The sequence below is a fragment of the Burkholderia sp. E168m15 genome (assembly GCF_016586105.1).
In the GTDB taxonomy this organism is placed as follows: domain Bacteria; phylum Pseudomonadota; class Gammaproteobacteria; order Burkholderiales; family Burkholderiaceae; genus Burkholderia; species Burkholderia orbicola.
In genome coordinates, this window is the sequence record NZ_BCPO01000068.1 from 36,651 (window position 1) to 54,801 (window position 18,151).

Consider the following 18,151-nt stretch of genomic DNA (forward strand, 5'->3'; position numbering starts at 1 on the left):
TACGATAGAGATCGCTTATCGATGCCGACGCCGGGAGGAGACACCGTGGAACTGAGGCAGTTGCGCTACTTCGTGGCGGTCGCCGAGGAGCTGCATTTCGGGCGCGCGGCGAAGCGCCTGTTCATCTCGCAGCCGGCGCTGAGTTTCGACATCCGCAAGTTCGAGGACGCGCTCGGCGTGCAGTTGTTCTCGCGCACCAACAAGACGGTCGCGCTGACCAACGCGGGCGAGGTGCTGCTCGGCGAAGCGCGCCGGCTGCTGCTGCAGGCGGACGAAGCCGAGCGCCTGACGGTGCGCTCCGCGTCGGGGCTCGCCGGCCGGCTGCGGATCGGCTTCGTCCATTCGATGCTGTATCGCGGGCTGCCCGACGCCGTGCGGCGCTTCGAGGCCGACTATCCGGGCGTCGAGGTCGTGCTGAGCGAGATGAACACGCACGCGCAGGTGCAGGCGATCCAGCGCGGCCAGATCGATCTCGGCTATGCGCACTGGGGCCACTTCCCGCCCGAGGTCGAATCGGTGGCCGTCTATGCGGAGCCGTTCGTGTGCTGCCTGCCGGCCGCGCATCCGCTCGCGCGGCGCAGGCAGGTCGCGCTCGCCACGCTCGCGACCGAACCGTTCATCCTGTTTCCGCGCGACGCCGCTCCGCACTATCACGACCTGATCATCGCGCAGTGCGTGAACGCGGGATTCAGTCCGCTGATCCGCCACGAGGCGCGGCTGTGGCAGACGATCCTGTCGATGATCGAGTTCGGGATGGGCATCGCGCTGGTGCCGCGCGTGCTGCAGCAGGCGAAAAGCGACCGGCTCGCGTTCCTGCCGCTGAAGGATGCGTCGCTCGAATCGCGCACGCTCGCGCTGAAACGCAGCGGCACCGCCGAACCGGTGGCGCTGCGCTTCGCCGGCTACGTGCGCGCGTCGATCGACGCGCTGCCTGCGCTGGCGGGCTGAGCGCGCGGCTCGCGATCCGGTGCTTGCGGCTATTTGAAAAAATTTGCAGAAAGGGCTTTACGAGCCCCAAAATCTCTGACATAATTTGATTCTTCTTTGGGCGGTTAGCTCAGCGGTAGAGCACTGCCTTCACACGGCAGGGGTCACTGGTTCGATCCCAGTACCGCCCACCAAAGAATTCAAGGGCCTGCGTCTCACGACGCAAGCCCTTTTCGTTTTGGCGTCGCGCGTGTCCCGCGACGCGGGCGCCACGTCATTCGACGCCACGCCGCACGCAGGTACCGGCTTACCGTCCGTGCCCCACCCGCTCCGCCGTCGCGTCGAACGCGCGCTTCGCCTTGTCGACGATCTCGTCGACCTCCGCCTCGCGAATCACGAGCGGCGGCGACAGCAGCATCCGGTCGCCGGTCGCGCGCATGATCAGGTTGCCGTTGAAGCAGAAGTCGCGGCAGATCGTGCCGACATCGACGTCCGCGCCGAAGCGCTCGCGCCGGCTCCGGTCGCGCGCCAGTTGAACACCCACAACCAGCCCCGCTCCCGCGATCTCCCCGACGATCGGATGGTCGCCCAGCGTGTCGCGCAGCCGGCGCTGGAAATACGGCCCGATGTCGGTCTTCACCCGCTCGACGATCCCCTCGTCGCGCAGCAGCTTCAGGTTCGCGACCGCGACGGCCGCCGCCACCGGGTGCCCCGAGTACGTGAGGCCGTGATTGAATTCGCCGTTGTCGATGATCGGGCGCGCGACGCGCTCGTGAATGCCGACCGCGCCCATCGGCACGTAGCCCGACGTGAGGCCCTTCGCCATCGTGACCAGGTCCGGCTCGAAGCCGAAGTGCTGGTGCGCGAACCATTCGCCGGTGCGCCCGAAGCCGCCGATCACTTCGTCGGCGACCAGCAGGATGTCGTACTTGCGGCAGATCCGCTGGATCTCCGGCCAGTACGTCGACGGCGGGAAGATCACGCCGCCCGCGCCCTGGAACGGCTCGCCGATGAATGCCGCGACGTTCTCCGCGCCGAGTTCGAGAATCTTCGCTTCGAGCTGCTGCGCGCGTGCGAGGCCGAACGCTTCGGGCGTCTCGCCGGTTGCCGCTTCGCCGAAGAAATACGGCTGGTCGATGTGCACGATGTGCTCGACCTTCGATGGCATCTGCTCGTGCATGTAGCCCATCCCGCCGAGCGTGCCGCCCGCGATCGTCGAGCCGTGATAGCCGTTCTTGCGCGAGATCACGACCTTCTTCTGCGGCTTGCCCTGCACGCGCCAGTATTGATGCACGAGACGCAGCACGGTGTCGTTGCCTTCCGAGCCGCTGTTGCAATAGAAGAAGTGGTTGAAGCCGGCGGGCGTCACTTCCGCGAGCATCGCGGAAAGCTCGATCACCGGCGGATGCGTGGTCTTGAAGAACGTGTTGTAGAACGGCAGTTCCTGGATCTGGCGATACGCGGCGTCGGCGAGCTCCTTGCGGCCGTAGCCGACGTTCACGCACCACAGGCCGGCCATCCCGTCGATCACCTTGTTGCCGTCCGAGTCCCACAGATAGACGCCGTCGGCCTTCACGATCACGCGGCTGCCGGCGCGGTTGAGCGCGCCCATGTCGGAGAACGGGTGGATGTGGTGGGCGGCATCGAGCGCGCGAAAATCGGCGGTCGAGCGCGGCGGAAAAGCTTCATTTCGATCGGTCATGTTTTCTCCGTCAAACAGCGCCGCACGCTTATACGTGCAGCAGCAAGTGCCTGCGTTCCCACGAGCTGATCACGCGGAAGAACGCTTCATATTCGGTTTCCTTCAACGCCAGGTAGGCCTTCACGAACTTGTCGCCGAGGATGCCGGCGAGCGGCTCGCACGCGGCCATCAGCGAGATGCCTTCCTCGAGGTTGCGCGGCAGCTGGTACGGCAGGTCGTAGCCGTCCGATGCGATCGGCTCGGTCGGCGCGAGCTGTTGCGTCATGCCGAGATAGCCGGCGGCGAGCGTCGCCGCGAACGCGAGGTACGGGTTGCAGTCGACGCCCGGAATCCGGTTCTCGATGCGGCGCGCGATCGGGCTCGACTGCGGAATGCGAAAGCCCACCGTGCGGTTGTCGTAGCCCCACTGCACGTTGATCGGCGCGGCCATGAAACGCGACAGGCGGCGGTACGAATTGATGTAAGGCGCGAAGATCGGCATCAGCGCCGGCGTGTACTTCTGCAACCCCGCCAGATAGCTGCGGAACAGCGGCGACACGGCGCCGTTTTCGTCGGCGAACAGATTGCGCCCGGTGCGCATGTCCGCAAGGCTCTGATGAATGTGCATCGCGGAACCCGGTTCGTTTTCCATCGGCTTGGCCATGAAGGTCGCATACATGTTGTGACGCAGCGCGGCCTCGCGCACCGTGCGCTTGAACAGGAACACCTGGTCGGCCAGCGGCAGCGCGTCGCCATGCACGAAGTTGATCTCCATCTGCGCGGCGCCGACTTCGTGAATCAGCGTCTCGATATCGAGCCCCTGCATTTCGCAGTACTCGTAGATGTCCTCGAACAGCGGATCGAACTCGTTGACCGCCTCGATCGAATACGACTGGCGGCCCGTTTCCGCCCGCCCCGTGCGGCCGACGGGCGGACGCAGCGGCAGGTCGGGGTCGGCGTTCATGTCGACCAGATAAAACTCGAGCTCGGGCGCGACCACGGGTTTCCAGCCCTTCGCCTCGTACAGGTCGAGCACGCGGCGCAGCACGTAGCGCGGCGAGATCTCGACCGGCGAGCCGTCGAAATGCACGCAATCGTGGATCACCTGCGCGGTCGGATCGACCGCCCACGGGATCAGGCAGATCGTCGACGGATCGGGCACGCACACCATGTCGGGATCGGTCACGCCGGTCAGCGTGCCGTCCTCCGGATAGTCGCCGGTGACGGTCTGCACCATCACGGCCTGCGGCAGGCGCATCGATTCGCCGGATTCGAACTTGTTGCGCGGAATGATCTTGCCGCGCGCGATGCCGGCCATGTCGGGAATGATCGCCTCGACTTCGGTGATACGGTGCTGTCGCAGGAATTCGCTCAGTTCGGGTTGCATGATCGGCCTCGTTGGTCGATGTCGATGTCGGATGCGGCCGGCGACGGCGTCGCGCCGCCAGCAGCATGCATGCGGTGCGTCATGCGCGCGCGGCACGCCGCGCCGAATGCCGCGAAGATGTCGCGCGACAGCGGCTGCTCCGCGTAGCGCCATTCGGGATGCCACTGCACGCCCAGCGCGAATGCACGCGCGCCGCGCACGCTGACGGCCTCGACGAGCCCGTCGGGCGCGCTCGCTTCGACCGCGAGCCCGGTGCCCAGCCGCGCGATGCCCTGGTCGTGCAGGGAATTGACCGTCGCCTCGTGCGCGCCGCGCGCGACCCGCTGCAGCAGGCCGCCTGGCGCGAGCTGCACGACGTGCGCGGGACCGTACTGCCGTTCGAGCGGATCGGCCGGCCGTTCGCGATGGTCGTCGAAACCGGTCGTCGCATGCAGCCGCTGATGCAGCGTGCCGCCGTACGCGACGTTCAGCTCCTGCATGCCGCGGCAGATCGCGAGCACCGGCACGCCTGCGTCGATCGCCACGCGGATCAGCGGCAACGCGGTCGCGTCGCGCGCCGGATCGTGCAGCGTGTCGGGCGCGCTGGCGGTGCCGCCGTAATGATGCGGTTCGACGTTCGAATAGCTGCCGGTCAACAGCAGCCCGTCGATTGCCGCGACGATCGCGTCGGCCGGCTGCCGCGCGCCGAGCGCGGGCAGCACGAACGCCAGCGCGCCGGCGCCGTCGACGACGGCGGCGAGGTACTTCTCACCCGCCGTGTGGTTCGGATGGGCGCCGCGCAAGATGCGGTCGGCGGTGACGGCTACGATCGGTCGTGCGCGCATCGGCGTCTCTCCGGTGATGGCGCGCGACACGCTCGCGCGCGCAACGATGCAGGTTCGCGGGTACGCCGCACACGCGGACAATCGCGCAGCGCCAACGCCGGCGCAGGCGCGATCCTGCCGCGCGAATGCCGCGGCAACCGGCGGTACGGCCCCGGACGGAAGCGGAAAGGGGCGCTAGGGCAACAACGATGCGCTGCCGTCGCACTGCACCGCGCTGCACAGGTGCGCGGTCACGAGATTGAAGCGGCGCGGGCCGCAATGGGAAATGGCGAAGAAGCGAGGCTCGCGTAACGGGGCGGCGCGCGTGCCGCGATCAGCATGCCGGTTCGGCCCGGCCTGAGGCGGCGCGCCCGCCGACGGACTTCGCGTCCGGCGTATCGAAGGGCTGGCGGCTTTCACGATCGTACTCGACTGACTGATGGAGGCAGGACACGTGTCGCAATGCCGCGTGGCGACACGTCAGCAAGATGTCTCGCAGCGCATTCCGGCGCAGTCCGGCCATCGTCGATGGCCTCGCCGCCGGCGCGCGCGTGACGACTTCCTGACATTCAGCTTATATCACTTAAAAATTGCGTCAAATTTTCAGGGGTCGATGACGACATCGGTCAGACAAAAAAACGGCATCGATCGCGCCGGATCGATGCCGTTTTGTGCATTGCGTCGGCTTGCCTGCTATGTGCCGACGGGGCGGAGCGCACTGCCCCACCGCGCTGCCGCATGGAGGCAGCCCGCGTTCAACGATGCGCGAGCGCGGTTTCGACGAGCGTCTGCAGCAGCGGCACGATCCGCGCTGCACGCGCTTCGTCGTATGCGTACGGACGCGTCTCTTCCATGTAGGTGATCTGCGACAGTTCGAGCTGGACGGCCTCGACGCCGGTCTCGGGCACGCCATAGTGACGCGTGATGTAGCCGCCCTTGAAACGCCCGTTCGCGACGGCCGTATAGCCGCCGTGTGCGAGCACGCGCGCGGCCAGCGCTTCCGCGAGACCGGGCGCCGCACTCGCGCCGCTCGACGTGCCGAAGTTGAAGTCCGGCAGGCGGCCGTCGAAGAAACGCGGCACGTGCGAGCGGATCGAATGCGCTTCCCATACGAGCACGCGACCGTGTTCGCCTTTCAGGCGCGCGATCTCGCGTTGCAGCGCGTCGTGATACGGCAGCCAGTAGCGATCGCGGCGACGCATGATCTCGTCGTTGCCGGGCAGCGCGTTGGCCGGATACAGCGGCGCCTTGTCGAACGTATCGACCGGCACGAGCCCCGTCGTGTCCTGCCCCGGATACAAGTTCTCGTTGTCGGGCGGACGGTTCAGGTCGACGACGTAACGCGCATGCGACGGCACGAGGATCGATGCGCCGAGATCGGCCGCGAAGCCGTACAGCCGCTCGAGATGCCAGTCGCAATCGTCGACGAAGCGCGCGTCGGGCGTCATCGTCGCGGCGATGTCGTCGGGAATGTGCGTGCCTGCGTGCGGAATCGAGATCAGCAGCGGCAGCGTGCCCTGCTTCAGCGTGAATACAGCCGGTTGTTCAGTCATGTCGCCTCACCGTAAGAGTCGGCCGGCGCACGCATGACGCGTGCGCCGGTTGCCGCGCGTTCAGCGCAGCAGTTGCGCCAGCGCGGCGCGGTAGTCGGCATACGCGGCGGCTTCGTCGCGATGGCGGCGGCCGCTCACGACGCGCTCGCCGCCCGTGTAGACGTCGAGCACCGGCGTCTCGCCGTGCTCGGCGAACACGATGCCCGACAGCCATGCGGCGCTGTCGTGTTCGGCGATCGCCGGATGATCGGGATCGAGCACGAGCCAGTCAGCGCGGCAGCCTGCGCGTAGCGCACCGATGCGCCGCCCGCTCGCCTGCGCGCCGCCCGCGAGCGACGCATCGAACAGGCGATCGGCGACGTGCGCCTGCGTGTCGCTCGCCAGCACGTTGCGCGCGCGGTGCACGAGCCGCTGCCCGTATTCGAGCAGGCGCAGCTCCGAGCGCCAGTCGACCGACGCGTGGCTGTCCGAGCCGATGCCGATCACGCCGCCCTGCGCGAGATAGTCGACGGCCGGGAACACGCCGTCGCCGAGGTTCGCTTCGGTCGTCAGGCACAGGCCCGCGACCGCGCGACGCTTCGCGAGCGCCGCCGTCTCGGCCGCGTCGACGTGCGTCGCATGCACGAGGCACCAGCGCGCATCGACGTCGAAGCGATCAAGCAGCCATTGCACGGGGCGTGCGCCGTAGGCGCGCACGCAGTCGTCGACTTCAGCCGTCTGCTCGGCGATGTGGATATGCACCGGTGCATCGCCGGGCAACCCTTCGAGCAGCACACGCAGCCCGTTCTCGGACACCGCGCGCAGCGAGTGCGGCGCGACGCCATAGCGCAGCCCGCCATGTTCCGGCGCCACGCGACGCATCGCGTCGAGCAGTTCGAGCACGCCGTCGGGCGTGTTGATGAAGCGGCGCTGGTCGTCGCGCGGCGGCTTGTCGCCGAAGCCGGCGAACTGGTACGACACCGGCAGCATCGTGATGCCGATGCCGGCCGCGCGCGCGGCGTGGATCACGCGCGTGCCGAGCTCCGCGATCTGCGGATAGCGCGAGCCGTCCTGCGCGTGATGCACGTAATGGAATTCGCACACCGACGTGTAGCCGCACTTGAGCATCTCGACATACAGCCAGCGCGCGATCGCCGCGAGCGCGTCGGGCGTGATCTTCAGCGCGAAGCGGTACATCAGGTCGCGCCAGCTCCAGAAGCTGTCGGCGGGATTCGCGCGGTATTCGGTGAGCCCCGCCATCGCGCGCTGAAACGCGTGCGAATGCAGGTTCGGCATGCCGGGCAGCACCGGCCCGGCCGCGCGCGCGACGCCTGCCGGCGCATCGGTGTCGGGTGTCACGTCGGTCAGCGTGCCGGCGGCGTCCCAGCGCAGCAGCACGTTGCGGCGCCAGCCCTCGGGCAGATAGGCATGGTCCGCGAACAACAGGGTGTCGGTCATTGCGTGTCCTCATCGACCGGATCGAGCGCTTGAGCAATCCCGTCCGGCCCGGTGCCGCAGCCGGCAGGCGCGAGCGCGTCGCGCCAGCGCCAGCCTTGCGGCGATCGACCGGAGTGCGCCCGTTGCGCACCGGCTCCGGTCCCCTGCAAAGCGTCGGCCGGGCTCGGTACGTCACGTACCGAGCCCGGTCCGTCGTCAAACTTATCCGTTCATCCGGCGAAACACGGTCGTGCCGCCGCGTACGACCTGCTCGCACAGCGGCCGGCCGATCCAGTACGCCAGCTCGGCCAGCGAGCCGACCGACCACACGGCGAAATCGGCCTGGCGACCGACCTCGAGCGCGCCGTGGCGATCCGCGCGGCCCAGCGCCGCGGCCGCATGGCGCGTGACGCCCTGCAGCACCTCGGGCACCGTCATGCGGAACAGCGTGCAGCCCATGTTCAGCGTCAGCAGCAACGATTCGAGCGGCGACGTGCCGGGGTTGTGATCGGTCGCGAGCGCGATCGGCACGCCGTGCTTGCGCAGCAGCTCGATCGGCGGCAGCTGCGTTTCGCGGATGAAGTAGTACGCACCGGGCAGCAGCACGGCTACCGTACCGGCCGCCTTCATTGCCTCGATGCCCGCTTCGTCGAGAAATTCCAGATGGTCGGCGGACAGCGCGCGGTAACGCGCGGCGAGCGCCGTCCCGCCCGCATTCGACAGTTGCTCCGCATGCAGCTTCACCGGCAGCCCGCGCCGCGTCGCGGCCTCGAACACGCGCTCGGTCTGCGCGAGCGAAAAGCCGATGCGTTCGCAGAACACGTCGACCGCGTCGACGAGCCCTTCGTCGGCCAGCGTCGGCAGCATGCGGTCGCACACTTCGTCGATGTATTCGTCCGCGCGGCCGGCGTATTCCGGCGGCAGCGCATGCGCGCCGAGGAAGGTCGTATGGACGGTGACCGGGAAGCGCTCGCCGAGCTGGCGCGCGACGCGCAGCATCTTGCGCTCGCTCGCGAGGTCGAGCCCGTAGCCCGACTTGATCTCGATCGCGGTCACGCCTTCGGCGAGCAGCGGCTGCAGGCGCGCGGCGGCCTGCACGAACAGCGTCGTCTCGTCGGCCGCGCGCGTCGCGCGCACCGTCGACACGATCCCGCCGCCCTGCCGCGCGATTTCCTCGTAGCTGACGCCCGCGAGGCGTTGCGCGAATTCGTCGGCGCGCGTGCCGCCGTACACGAGGTGCGTATGGCAATCGACGAGGCCCGGCGTCACCCACGCGCCGTGCAGGTCCTCGCGCTGCCAGTGCGCGTAACCGTGCGGCAGCGCGGACAACGCGCCGAGCCACGCGATCGTGCCGGTTTCGTCGACGGCGATCGCCGCGTCGTCGATCGTCTCGTCGGGATGGCCGTGCGGACACAGCCTCAGGTGATGCCAGACAGTCGGTTTCATGCGTTCAGTCTCGTTCGCCGACGGCAAGCGAGACGGCCAGCAGTGCGCCGCCTCCGCTCACGACGACGTCAAACGCACGCCGCGGCCCGTCGAGCCGCAACGTGTCCATGTCTTCCAGCGCGTAGTGCGTGCCGTCGAGGTCGACGCTCACCGCACCGGCCGCGCAAAACAGCAGCACGGTATCGGCCGGCGCGACGCGGTGCACGCCCGCGCGCCACACGTCGAGTGCGCCACGCGCGGCCGAACGGCGCGTCATCAGGTTGAAGTCGCGCGTCGCGCCGTCGTGCAGCGTCGCGTCGATCGCCGTCTCGCCCGCGAAATCCGCGCGGGCGAGCGGCGCATCGAGCACGTGGCGCGTGCCGCCCTCCTCGGCCAGCGTCATGCCCGCGCCGGACAGCAGCACGAGCGTGCGGTCGATGCCGTCGAAACGCGAGAACGGCCCGGCCGTGCCCACGTCGGCGACGCTCACGCGCCACGCGAACGTATCGAGCGCCGCGCCGGGCGGGAACGCGCCGATTTCACGCGTCACGCCGCCACCGTTCTTCCACGGCGACGCGACGAGATCCGCCGCGCGGATCAGCGCGACGGCCAGCGTCGCATTCCCCGGCGCGTGGTCGAGCGCCGTCATGCTCAGCGGCCGAGCATCGGCAGCTTCAGGCCGGCTTCGCGGGCCGTCTGCTGCGCGAGTTCGTAGCCGGCATCCGCATGGCGCATCACGCCCGTGGCCGGATCGTTCAGCAGCACGCGACCGAGACGCTCGTGCGCGTCAGCCGTGCCGTCGGCGACGATCACGACGCCCGAGTGCTGCGAGAAGCCCATGCCGACGCCGCCGCCATGGTGCAGCGACACCCACGATGCGCCGCCCGCGGTGTTCAGCAGCGCGTTCAGCAGCGGCCAGTCGCTCACGGCGTCCGAACCGTCCTTCATCGATTCCGTCTCGCGGTTCGGGCTCGCGACCGAACCCGTATCGAGGTGATCGCGACCGATCACGATCGGCGCCTTCAGTTCGCCGTTCTTCACCATCTCGTTGAACGCCTGGCCGAGGCGATAGCGATCCTTCACGCCGACCCAGCAGATCCGCGCCGGCAGGCCCTGGAACGCGATACGCTCACGCGCCATGTCGAGCCAGTTGTGCAGGTGCGGATCGTCGGGGATCAGCTCCTTCACCTTCTGGTCGGTCTTGTAGATGTCTTCCGGATCGCCGGACAGCGCGACCCAGCGGAACGGGCCCTTGCCTTCGCAGAACAGCGGGCGGATGTACGCCGGCACGAAGCCCGGGAAGTCGAACGCGTTCTCGACGCCCATTTCCAGCGCCATCTGGCGGATGTTGTTGCCGTAGTCGAGCGTCGCCGCGCCGCGTTCCTGCAGCGCGAGCATCGCACGCACCTGGACGGCCATCGACTGCTTCGCGACCTTCACGATGCTCTGCGGGTCGACCTTCTGCGCTTCGCGCCATTGCGCGACGGTCCAGCCTTGCGGCAGGTAGCCGTTGATCGGGTCGTGCGCGCTCGTCTGGTCGGTCACGCAGTCCGGCGTGATGCCGCGCGTGACGAGTTCCGCGAACACGTCGGCCGCGTTGCCGAGCAGGCCGATCGACACCGGCTTGCCGGTGCGCTTCGCTTCCTCGATCATGCCGAGCGCTTCGTCGAGCGTCGTCGCCTTCTTGTCGACGTAGCGCGTCTTCAGGCGGAAGTCGATGCGCGTCTCGTCGCATTCGACCGCGATCATCGAGAAGCCGGCCATCGTCGCGGCCAGCGGCTGCGCGCCGCCCATCCCGCCCAGGCCGCCCGTCAGGATCCAGCGGCCCGACGGATCGCCGTTGAAGTGCTGGTTCGCGACGGAGAAGAAGGTTTCGTAGGTGCCCTGCACGATGCCCTGGCTGCCGATGTAGATCCAGCTGCCGGCCGTCATCTGGCCGTACATCATCAGGCCCTTGCGGTCGAGCTCGTGGAAGTGATCCCAGTTCGCCCAGTGCGGCACCAGGTTCGAGTTCGCGAGCAGCACGCGCGGCGCATCCTTGTGCGTGCGGAACACGCCGACCGGCTTGCCCGACTGGATCAGCAGCGTTTCGTTTTCCTCGAGATCCTTCAGCGACGCGAGGATCTGGTCGTAGCATTCCCAGTTACGCGCCGCACGGCCGATACCGCCGTACACGACGAGCGCATGCGGATGCTCGGCGACTTCCGGGTCGAGGTTGTTCTGGATCATCCGGTAGGCCGCTTCGGCCAGCCAGGTCTTGCAGGTCTTTTCGCTGCCGCGCGGCGCGCGGATCGTGCGCGTCGGATCGAGACGGGGATCGATGTGTTTCGGATGGTTCATGACGACTGCTCCCGAAGGAAATTGAAGATCAAATAGGAATCAGAAATGCCCGGTGAAGCGATAACGGCTGCCGGGATGCCACAGATTCGCCACCGAGGCGACGACGCCCTGCGACCAGGTGCGCCGATGTAAAACCAGACACGGCTCGACGCCGTCCATCCGCAGCTGCTCGCGCCGCTCCGGCGCCGGGGCCGCCGCTTCGATCCGGTACTCGACGCGCTGCAGCGGCGCCGCGCGCATCAGGTACTGGTTCGGCGTCGTGTTCGTGAAGTCCTGCTCGGCGTAATCCGGCGCGACCGCCGGATTCACCCACCGTTCTTCGAGCTGCACCGGCTCGTCGTTCTCGAAGTGCAGCACCTGCGAATGAAACAGCTTCGTGCGCACGGCCACCTGCATCTCGTCGGCGAGGGCCTCGTCGGCGCGGATCGTGTCGAGCCCGAGCACGCTCGCGCGGTACGCATGCCCGCGCGCGCCGACTTCCTCGGAGATACTGCGGATCGCCACCAGCGTCGACTCGTACTTCGGCCGCGCGACGTAGGTGCCCGCGCCCTTCATGCGCGTGAGCACCTGTTCGGCCGTCAGTTCGCGCAGCGCGCGGTTGACGGTCATGCGCGCCACCTTGAACTCGCGCGCCAGCTCGTTCTCGGACGGCACCTGATCGCCCTCCTCCCACTCGCCGGCATGGATGCGGGCCAGGATGAAATCCTTGATCTCCTGGTAGACCGGCGCACTCATCGGCTTACTGTTCCGACGCGAACGAGAACGGCGCGACTTTCGCGAACGCGCGCTCGCCGACCAGCTTCGCGATCACCGCGATGTCCGGTGCGAAGTAGTGGTCGAGTTCGTAGTGCGCGACCTTGCCGCGGATCGTCTCCATCACCGGCGCGAGCTTCGGGCTCGTGTGATACGGCGCGCGCAGGTCGACGCCTTGCGCGGCGGCCAGCAGTTCGATCGCGAGGATGTGCTTGGTGTTGTCCGCGATGTCGGCGAGCTTGCGCGCGGCGAACGTCGCCATCGACACGTGGTCTTCCTGGTTGGCCGAGGTCGGCAGCGAGTCGACCGATGCCGGGTGCGCGAGCGTCTTGTTTTCCGATGCCAGCGCGGCGGCCGTCACGTGCGCGATCATGAAGCCGGAGTTCACGCCGCCGTCCTTCACGAGGAACGGAGGCAGACCCGACAGCGTCGCGTCGATCAGCAGCGCGATGCGGCGCTCGGCTAGCGCGCCGATTTCCGCCGCGGCGAGCGCGAGGTTGTCGGCCGCGAACGCGACGGGCTCCGCGTGGAAGTTGCCGCCCGACAGCACTTCGCCGGTGTCCGGGAAGATCAGCGGGTTGTCCGACACGGCGTTCGCTTCGACCAGCAGCACGTCGGCCGCATGGCGCATCTGGTCCAGGCACGCGCCCATCACCTGCGGCTGGCAGCGCAGGCTGTACGGGTCCTGCACCTTGTCGCAGTCGCGGTGCGACTGGTTAATCGGCGAGCCTTCGAGCAGTTCGCGGTACGACGCGGCCGCGTCGATCTGACCTTGATGGCCGCGCAATTCGTGGATGCGCGCGTCGAACGGCTTCACCGAACCGGCTGCCGCGTCGACCGACAGCGCGCCGGCGACGAGCGCGGTGCGGTACAGGTCCTCGATCGCGAACATGTTGTCGAGCGCCAGCGCGGTCGACGCCTGCGTGCCGTTCAGGAGCGCGAGGCCTTCCTTCGCCTGCAGCGTCAGCGGCGCGAGGCCCGCGACGCGCAGGCCGTCGAGCGCACTCGCGCGCTCGCCGCGGATGAACACTTCCCCGACGCCGAGCAGCACGGCCGACATGTGCGCGAGCGGCGCGAGGTCGCCCGATGCACCGACCGAGCCCTTCACCGGGATCAGCGGCAGCACGTCGGCGTTGAACAGCGTGATCAGCGCATCCATCACTTCACGGCGGATGCCCGAGTGGCCGCGGCCGAGGCTCGACAGCTTCAGCGCCATCAGCAGGCGCACCGACGAACGCGCCATCGGCTCGCCCACGCCGACCGCGTGCGACAGCACGAGGTTCTTCTGCAGCAGTTCGAGCTGGTCGTGCGGGATGTGGGTGCTGGCCAGACGGCCGAAGCCCGTGTTGATGCCGTAGGCCGGCTCGCCCTTCGCCGCGATGTCGGCGACGGCCTTCGCGCCCGCGTCGATCTTCGCGAAGCTGGCCGGGTCGAGCTTCAGTTGCACGGGTTCGCGGGCGATCCGGCGCAGTTGCGGGAGGGTCAGGTGGCCGGGGGTCAACGTAATCATGTGAGCAATCCTGTCTAGACAAGTTCGGAATGGATTGAAGTGTAGCCATCGGAACTTGTCTAGACAACCCGTTTTTCAATATTCCGGCCTCAGGAGTTTCCCTGATGCCGGCGCGGCCCGGCAGGCCGGTCGGTGCGATCCCGCGCTTAACATGTGTTGCAATTATTTTGTTTTTGGCAACATACGAATCATCACTCGCCACGGAGACCGTCATGCCCTTCCCGTCCCGATTCGCCGCCCGCGTCGGCCGCCCCCTGCTCGTCGCCGCATGCGCGCTCGCGTGCGGCGCGTCCGTCGCCGCCGAGCCGCTGGCCGGCACGCTGGAGAAGATCCGGCAATCCAACCTGATTTCGATCGGTCATCGCGAAACGTCGGTGCCGTTCTCCTATGTCGACGCGGGCGGCAAGGTCATCGGCTTCTCGCAGGACCTGTGCGACCGCGTGATCGCCGCGGTGAAGGCGCGCACCGGCAAGCCCGACCTGCAAGTGCGCTTCATTCCGGTCACGTCGCAGAACCGCATTCCACTCGTGCAGAACGGCACCGTCGATCTCGAATGCGGCGTGACGACCAACCTCGCCGCGCGCCATGCGCAGGTCGCGTTTTCGACCACCTTCTTCGTCGCGACGACGCGCCTGCTCACGCGCACGAGCTCGGGCATCCGCGACTTCCCCGATCTCGCCGGCAAGACGGTCGTGACGAACCAGGGCACGACGTCCGAACGCCTGCTGCGCAAGATGAACGAGGAAAAGAAGATGAACATGCAGATCATCAGCGCGAAGGACTACGGCGAAGGACGCCTCACGCTCGAATCGGGCCGCGCGGCCGCGTACATGATGGACGACGTGCTGCTCGCGGGCGTGCGCCAGCTCGCCGCGAAGCCGGCCGACTGGCAACTCGTCGGCACGCCGCAATCGTCGGAAGCCTACGGGTTCATGCTGCGCAAGGACGATCCGCAGTTCAAGGCGCTCGTCGACGGCGTGCTCGCGCAGCTGATGAAAAGCGGCGAGATCAACGCGCTGTACGACAAATGGTTCATGAAGCCGGTGCCGCCGAAGGGCCTGTCGTTCGACTTTCCGATGAGCGACGTGATCAAGGCGCGTTACGCGGCGCCGAACGACGCGCCGCTCGAATAAGCGCCGCGCGTCACGCCCGGCTTACGCGCGCGTCCACGCGACGCACGCCGCGTAGCCGGGCGCCGCGTCGAGCCATGCCGCGTCGAACGCGGCGACGCCGGCGGCAGGCGCGGTGGGCTCGACGATCGTCGTCGCGGGCGTCGCCGCGTCGCGCGGCGGCACGACCGCGAACGCGCGCAACCCGGCGACGATGCCGGTGCCGAGCGCCTTGAGCAGCGCCTCCTTCGCGGACCATACCCGCATGAATTCGCGCTCGCGCGCGCCGGGCGGCAGGCCGTCGAGATACGCGACCTCGGTGGGCGCGCACACTTCGCGTGTCAGCGCGCGCCAGTCGGCCGCGCGGTTGCAGCCCTCGATATCGACGCCGACGCGGCCCGCCGGCGCCCACGCGATCAATGCATGATCGCCCGCGTGCGACACGTTGAAGTCGAGCGACGCACGATGCGCAGGGGCCAGCGACGGCCGCCCCGCCGCGTCGACGACGATCTCGACCGCGTGCGGCGCGATGCCGAGCGTCGCGCCGAGCACGTCGCGCAGCGCGGCGCGCGTCGCGGCGCTGCGTACCGCATCCTCGTGCCGCAGGAAGCGCGCGGCGCGTGCGCGCTCGTCGTCGTTCAGCGCCGCGTACGCGGGCGACACGAGCGGCACGCGCCAGTCGAAATCGACGCGCGCGATCCGCACGCCGGCCCGTGCCGCGGCGGGCGGCACGTCGAGTACATGCACGCGCCATGCGTGCGGCGTTTCAACGGGAGAAGCGGAATCGGACGGAATGGACATCGGCGCGCGGCAGCCTGTGTTCTGGAACGAAACGTCCGATGGTAATCGATCGCGCCGACCGGCGGCCGGCGGCTGCGGCAGGCTCGTGACACGAACGAGGCTGCGCGTCATGCTCGCATACGCTGGATCACCCGTTCGCGGCGATGCCCGGCACGCCGCTCCCCGTCACCCGCCCGCGCGACGCCGGATGCAGCGCGTGCACGACGCCCGGCGCATCGGCCGGCAGCACGCCGTGTTGCAGCCAGTACAGCGCGACGGGCCACAACGTGTCGGTGAAGCGGCTGTGGAAAAACGCAAAATGACCGATCGCGTCGACGCCGATGTCGGCCGGCGCGATCCGCAGATGCGTGACGTTGCTGCCCGTGTAGTAGCCGACCAGCCGCTCGATCGCGTCGACCGTGCCGAACGCGTCGTCGTCGATGCCGACCGCGAGCATCGGCGCCGACAGCCCCGCGAAGCGCGCCGGCAACGCGGCGCGGCTCGCGCCGCTGTCGTCCAGCACGCGACCGACGTAGCCCTCCTCGAAACGCGGCTGCGACCGCGCCCACGACAGCGCGATACCGCGCGGCGTGTCCTCCATCCAGCCGAGCCGCTTCGCGGGCAAGTAGCCGAACACCGCCGCGAGCGCCGGCATCGCGACATGCCACTTCCACCACATGCGGCGCCGCTCGGCCGGCAGATAGTCGCGCCAGTACGCGTACTGCGCGCCGACGGTCACCGCATGCCGCACGTGCACGTTCGATGCGGCGAGGCCGAGCACACAGCCGCCGATGCTGTGCGCGACCACATCGAGCGGCTGGCCCGGAAACGCGTCGCGCGCGTAGTGCAGCGCGGCCTCGCAATCGAGCCGCCCCCAGTCGAGCCAGTTCGCGCTGAGCTTCGCAAGCCGCGCCGGACGCGACCCGCCGATGCCGCGATAGTCGTAGACGAGCACGTCGCGCCCCTGCGCGAACAGCCAGGCCGCGAAACGAAAGTAGTAGTCGCAGCGCACCGACGTCGCGCAATTGACGACCGTCACGGGCCGCACGGCGCCGCCGCCGCGATGGCGCCAGACATGGCCGCGCAGTTCGTAGCCGTCGGCTGCGCGCAGCGTCACGGGCTCGGGCGGCAACGCGCCCGCCGCGCGACTGGCCTGCGCCGCGTCGCTTTCCTCGTTCGAAATCGTCATCGTGTCTCCTGTCGATCCCCAGTTAGCGCTTTAGCGCTTACTGGGGTCCCATGCATCGCTGTCGGTCCGAGTTGGCGCTTTAGCGCTTACTTGGACCCCATGCATCGCTGTCGGTCGGGGTTAGCGCTTCAGCGCCTACTCGCCCCGTCCTCCGCGATCACCCAGCCTCCATTGAACTTGACGCGTGCCGCGTTCTCAACCAATCTTGCTGCTCCGTTCGCATGAGTCACGCGCATGTCAACGCCACTCGTCCGTCTCCCGTCGCTCGACCTCGTCCGCGGTTTCGTCGCCGTCGGCCGCCGCATGAGCATCACGCTCGCCGCGCAGGATCTGTGCGTCACGCAGTCCGCGGTCAGCCGCCAGGTCCATGCGCTCGAAGCGCATCTCGGCGTGACGTTGCTGCAGCGCGGCTACCGGAAGATTTCATTCACGCCGGAAGGCGAACGGCTGTTCCGCGTCGCTGATGCGGCGCTGCTCGGCCTGCAGGACACCGTCGCGTCGCTCGCCGCGGCGCGCGAGCGCCAGCCCGTGACGATCACCGCCAGCATCGGCGTGACCGCGCTGTGGCTGCTGCCGCGGCTCGGACGGCTGCAGGCGCGGCTGCCCGGGATCGACCTGCGCGTCGCCGCGAACGACAAGGTACTCGATTTGCGCGCCGAAGGCATCGACCTCGGCATCCGCTACTGCCCGCGCGAGCGGGCGCCGGCCGGCGCGCTGCGCCTGTTCGACGAGGTCGTCGTGCCGGTCGCGCACCCCGCGCTCGCCGCGCGACCGGTCACGAACGCGGCCGCGCTCGCCGATCACGTGCTGCTCGAATTCGACGGGCCACCGCAACCGCAGCTACAGTGGCACGCGCACCTGCACGCGGCCGGGCTCGGCGACGCGCGCCCGAAAGGCGTGCTGCGCTTCAACCAGTACGACCAGGTGATCCAGGCCGCGATCGCGGGCCAGGGCATCGCGCTCGGCCGGCTCGCGCTCGTCGCGCCGATGCTCGCCGACGGCCGGCTCGCGGTGCTCGGGCCGCACACGCAGACGCTGTCGCAGACGTACGGCTACTGGCTGTTCCAGCACGATCCGGCCCCGCGCCGCGAAGTCGCCGACGTGCGCGACTGGATGCTCGCCGAAGCAGCCGAATGCGATGCGGCGATGCATGCGCACGATACGACGTCGGCCTGAGCCGGCGGTGCGGATGCGCGTGACCACCGGCAACCGCCATCGCCCCTTCACATTCCCGTTGCGCATGCCAACCTGACCGAATGATCGCTTGAGCGACGGCCG

The 18,151-nt window shown here is 68.5% G+C and carries 15 protein-coding genes and 1 tRNA gene; 4 read left to right on the forward strand and 12 right to left on the reverse strand.

The features are described 5' to 3' along the window. Nucleotides 1-45: 45 nt before the first annotated feature. Nucleotides 46-948: a LysR family transcriptional regulator gene (locus JMF86_RS10725; RefSeq protein WP_041489528.1), complete on the forward strand. Its 903-nt coding sequence runs from the start codon at nt 46-48 to the stop codon at nt 946-948. 98 nt (nt 949-1,046) lie between these two features. Further along, nucleotides 1,047-1,121: transfer RNA gene (locus JMF86_RS10730), tRNA-Val, on the forward strand. A 113-nt stretch (nt 1,122-1,234) separates the two neighbouring features. On the opposite strand, the gene JMF86_RS10735 is transcribed toward JMF86_RS10730, so the two are convergent. The 10 genes from JMF86_RS10735 to hutH form a co-directional block, all read right to left on the reverse strand. After that, on the reverse strand, nt 1,235-2,629 hold the full coding sequence (locus JMF86_RS10735) for an aspartate aminotransferase family protein (protein WP_201316994.1): 1,395 nt from the start codon (nt 2,627-2,629) through the stop codon (nt 1,235-1,237). A gap of 28 nt (nt 2,630-2,657) precedes the next feature. Then, complete coding sequence (locus tag JMF86_RS10740; protein ID WP_069232896.1) at nt 2,658-3,995, reverse strand: glutamine synthetase family protein; 1,338 nt, start codon at nt 3,993-3,995, stop codon at nt 2,658-2,660. Continuing rightward, entirely contained in the window at nt 3,980-4,819 is an 840-nt protein-coding gene (locus tag JMF86_RS10745) for a gamma-glutamyl-gamma-aminobutyrate hydrolase family protein (protein ID WP_201316995.1), read from the reverse strand. Before JMF86_RS10745 ends, JMF86_RS10740 begins: the two co-directional genes overlap by 16 nt. Nucleotides 4,820-5,553: 734 nt before the next feature. Beyond that, on the reverse strand, nt 5,554-6,351 hold the full coding sequence (gene hutG / locus JMF86_RS10750) for an N-formylglutamate deformylase (RefSeq protein WP_124482218.1): 798 nt from the start codon (nt 6,349-6,351) through the stop codon (nt 5,554-5,556). A 60-nt stretch (nt 6,352-6,411) separates the two neighbouring features. Beyond that, nucleotides 6,412-7,788 carry a formimidoylglutamate deiminase gene (locus JMF86_RS10755; RefSeq protein WP_200161786.1) on the reverse strand — a complete coding sequence of 459 codons (1,377 nt, stop codon included), beginning with the start codon at nt 7,786-7,788 and terminating at the stop codon, nt 6,412-6,414. Nucleotides 7,789-7,989: 201 nt separating this feature from the next. Then, complete coding sequence (gene hutI, locus JMF86_RS10760; RefSeq protein ID WP_200161785.1) at nt 7,990-9,213, reverse strand: imidazolonepropionase; 1,224 nt, start codon at nt 9,211-9,213, stop codon at nt 7,990-7,992. 4 nt (nt 9,214-9,217) lie between these two features. Continuing rightward, complete coding sequence (locus JMF86_RS10765) at nt 9,218-9,841, reverse strand: HutD family protein (RefSeq protein WP_200161784.1); 624 nt, start codon at nt 9,839-9,841, stop codon at nt 9,218-9,220. Between the two features lie 2 nt (nt 9,842-9,843). Continuing rightward, nucleotides 9,844-11,532 carry a urocanate hydratase gene (gene hutU, locus JMF86_RS10770; protein ID WP_006478343.1) on the reverse strand — a complete coding sequence of 563 codons (1,689 nt, stop codon included), beginning with the start codon at nt 11,530-11,532 and terminating at the stop codon, nt 9,844-9,846. Nucleotides 11,533-11,571: 39 nt separating this feature from the next. Beyond that, the gene (gene hutC / locus JMF86_RS10775) at nt 11,572-12,267 is read right to left on the reverse strand and encodes a histidine utilization repressor (protein ID WP_006478342.1); all 696 of its coding nucleotides are present in this window, start codon (nt 12,265-12,267) and stop codon (nt 11,572-11,574) included. A gap of 4 nt (nt 12,268-12,271) precedes the next feature. Beyond that, nucleotides 12,272-13,795 carry a histidine ammonia-lyase gene (hutH, locus tag JMF86_RS10780; RefSeq protein ID WP_006478341.1) on the reverse strand — a complete coding sequence of 508 codons (1,524 nt, stop codon included), beginning with the start codon at nt 13,793-13,795 and terminating at the stop codon, nt 12,272-12,274. 212 nt (nt 13,796-14,007) lie between these two features. Between hutH and JMF86_RS10785 the strand changes: the two genes are divergently transcribed. Then, on the forward strand, nt 14,008-14,928 hold the full coding sequence (locus JMF86_RS10785; protein ID WP_054927980.1) for a glutamate/aspartate ABC transporter substrate-binding protein: 921 nt from the start codon (nt 14,008-14,010) through the stop codon (nt 14,926-14,928). A gap of 21 nt (nt 14,929-14,949) precedes the next feature. On the opposite strand, the gene JMF86_RS10790 is transcribed toward JMF86_RS10785, so the two are convergent. Beyond that, complete coding sequence (locus JMF86_RS10790; RefSeq protein WP_054927981.1) at nt 14,950-15,705, reverse strand: 4'-phosphopantetheinyl transferase superfamily protein; 756 nt, start codon at nt 15,703-15,705, stop codon at nt 14,950-14,952. 127 nt (nt 15,706-15,832) lie between these two features. Next, nucleotides 15,833-16,873 (reverse strand): alpha/beta fold hydrolase, encoded by a 1,041-nt coding sequence (locus JMF86_RS10795; RefSeq protein WP_054927982.1) that lies wholly within the window; start codon nt 16,871-16,873, stop codon nt 15,833-15,835. A gap of 234 nt (nt 16,874-17,107) precedes the next feature. Here JMF86_RS10795 and JMF86_RS10800 point away from each other — a divergent pair, with 234 nt between their 5' ends. Further along, on the forward strand, nt 17,108-18,049 hold the full coding sequence (locus JMF86_RS10800) for a LysR substrate-binding domain-containing protein (protein WP_054927983.1): 942 nt from the start codon (nt 17,108-17,110) through the stop codon (nt 18,047-18,049). The last annotated feature ends 102 nt before the right edge of the window (nt 18,050-18,151 follow it).

Excerpts from the sequence above, each read along its gene's own strand:
- JMF86_RS10735 (WP_201316994.1), bottom strand. The coding sequence starts at position 2,629 with ATGACCGATCGAAATGAAGCTTTTCCGCCGCGCTCGACCGCCGATTTT.
- JMF86_RS10740 (WP_069232896.1), bottom strand. The coding sequence starts at position 3,995 with ATGCAACCCGAACTGAGCGAATTCCTGCGACAGCACCGTATCACCGAA.
- JMF86_RS10745 (WP_201316995.1), bottom strand. The coding sequence starts at position 4,819 with ATGCGCGCACGACCGATCGTAGCCGTCACCGCCGACCGCATCTTGCGC.
- hutG (WP_124482218.1), bottom strand. The coding sequence starts at position 6,351 with ATGACTGAACAACCGGCTGTATTCACGCTGAAGCAGGGCACGCTGCCG.
- JMF86_RS10755 (WP_200161786.1), bottom strand. The coding sequence starts at position 7,788 with ATGACCGACACCCTGTTGTTCGCGGACCATGCCTATCTGCCCGAGGGC.
- hutI (WP_200161785.1), bottom strand. The coding sequence starts at position 9,213 with ATGAAACCGACTGTCTGGCATCACCTGAGGCTGTGTCCGCACGGCCAT.
- JMF86_RS10765 (WP_200161784.1), bottom strand. The coding sequence starts at position 9,841 with ATGACGGCGCTCGACCACGCGCCGGGGAATGCGACGCTGGCCGTCGCG.
- hutU (WP_006478343.1), bottom strand. The coding sequence starts at position 11,532 with ATGAACCATCCGAAACACATCGATCCCCGTCTCGATCCGACGCGCACG.
- hutC (WP_006478342.1), bottom strand. The coding sequence starts at position 12,267 with ATGAGTGCGCCGGTCTACCAGGAGATCAAGGATTTCATCCTGGCCCGC.
- hutH (WP_006478341.1), bottom strand. The coding sequence starts at position 13,795 with ATGATTACGTTGACCCCCGGCCACCTGACCCTCCCGCAACTGCGCCGG.
- JMF86_RS10785 (WP_054927980.1), top strand. The coding sequence starts at position 14,008 with ATGCCCTTCCCGTCCCGATTCGCCGCCCGCGTCGGCCGCCCCCTGCTC.
- JMF86_RS10790 (WP_054927981.1), bottom strand. The coding sequence starts at position 15,705 with ATGTCCATTCCGTCCGATTCCGCTTCTCCCGTTGAAACGCCGCACGCA.
- JMF86_RS10795 (WP_054927982.1), bottom strand. The coding sequence starts at position 16,873 with ATGACGATTTCGAACGAGGAAAGCGACGCGGCGCAGGCCAGTCGCGCG.
- JMF86_RS10800 (WP_054927983.1), top strand. The coding sequence starts at position 17,108 with ATGTCAACGCCACTCGTCCGTCTCCCGTCGCTCGACCTCGTCCGCGGT.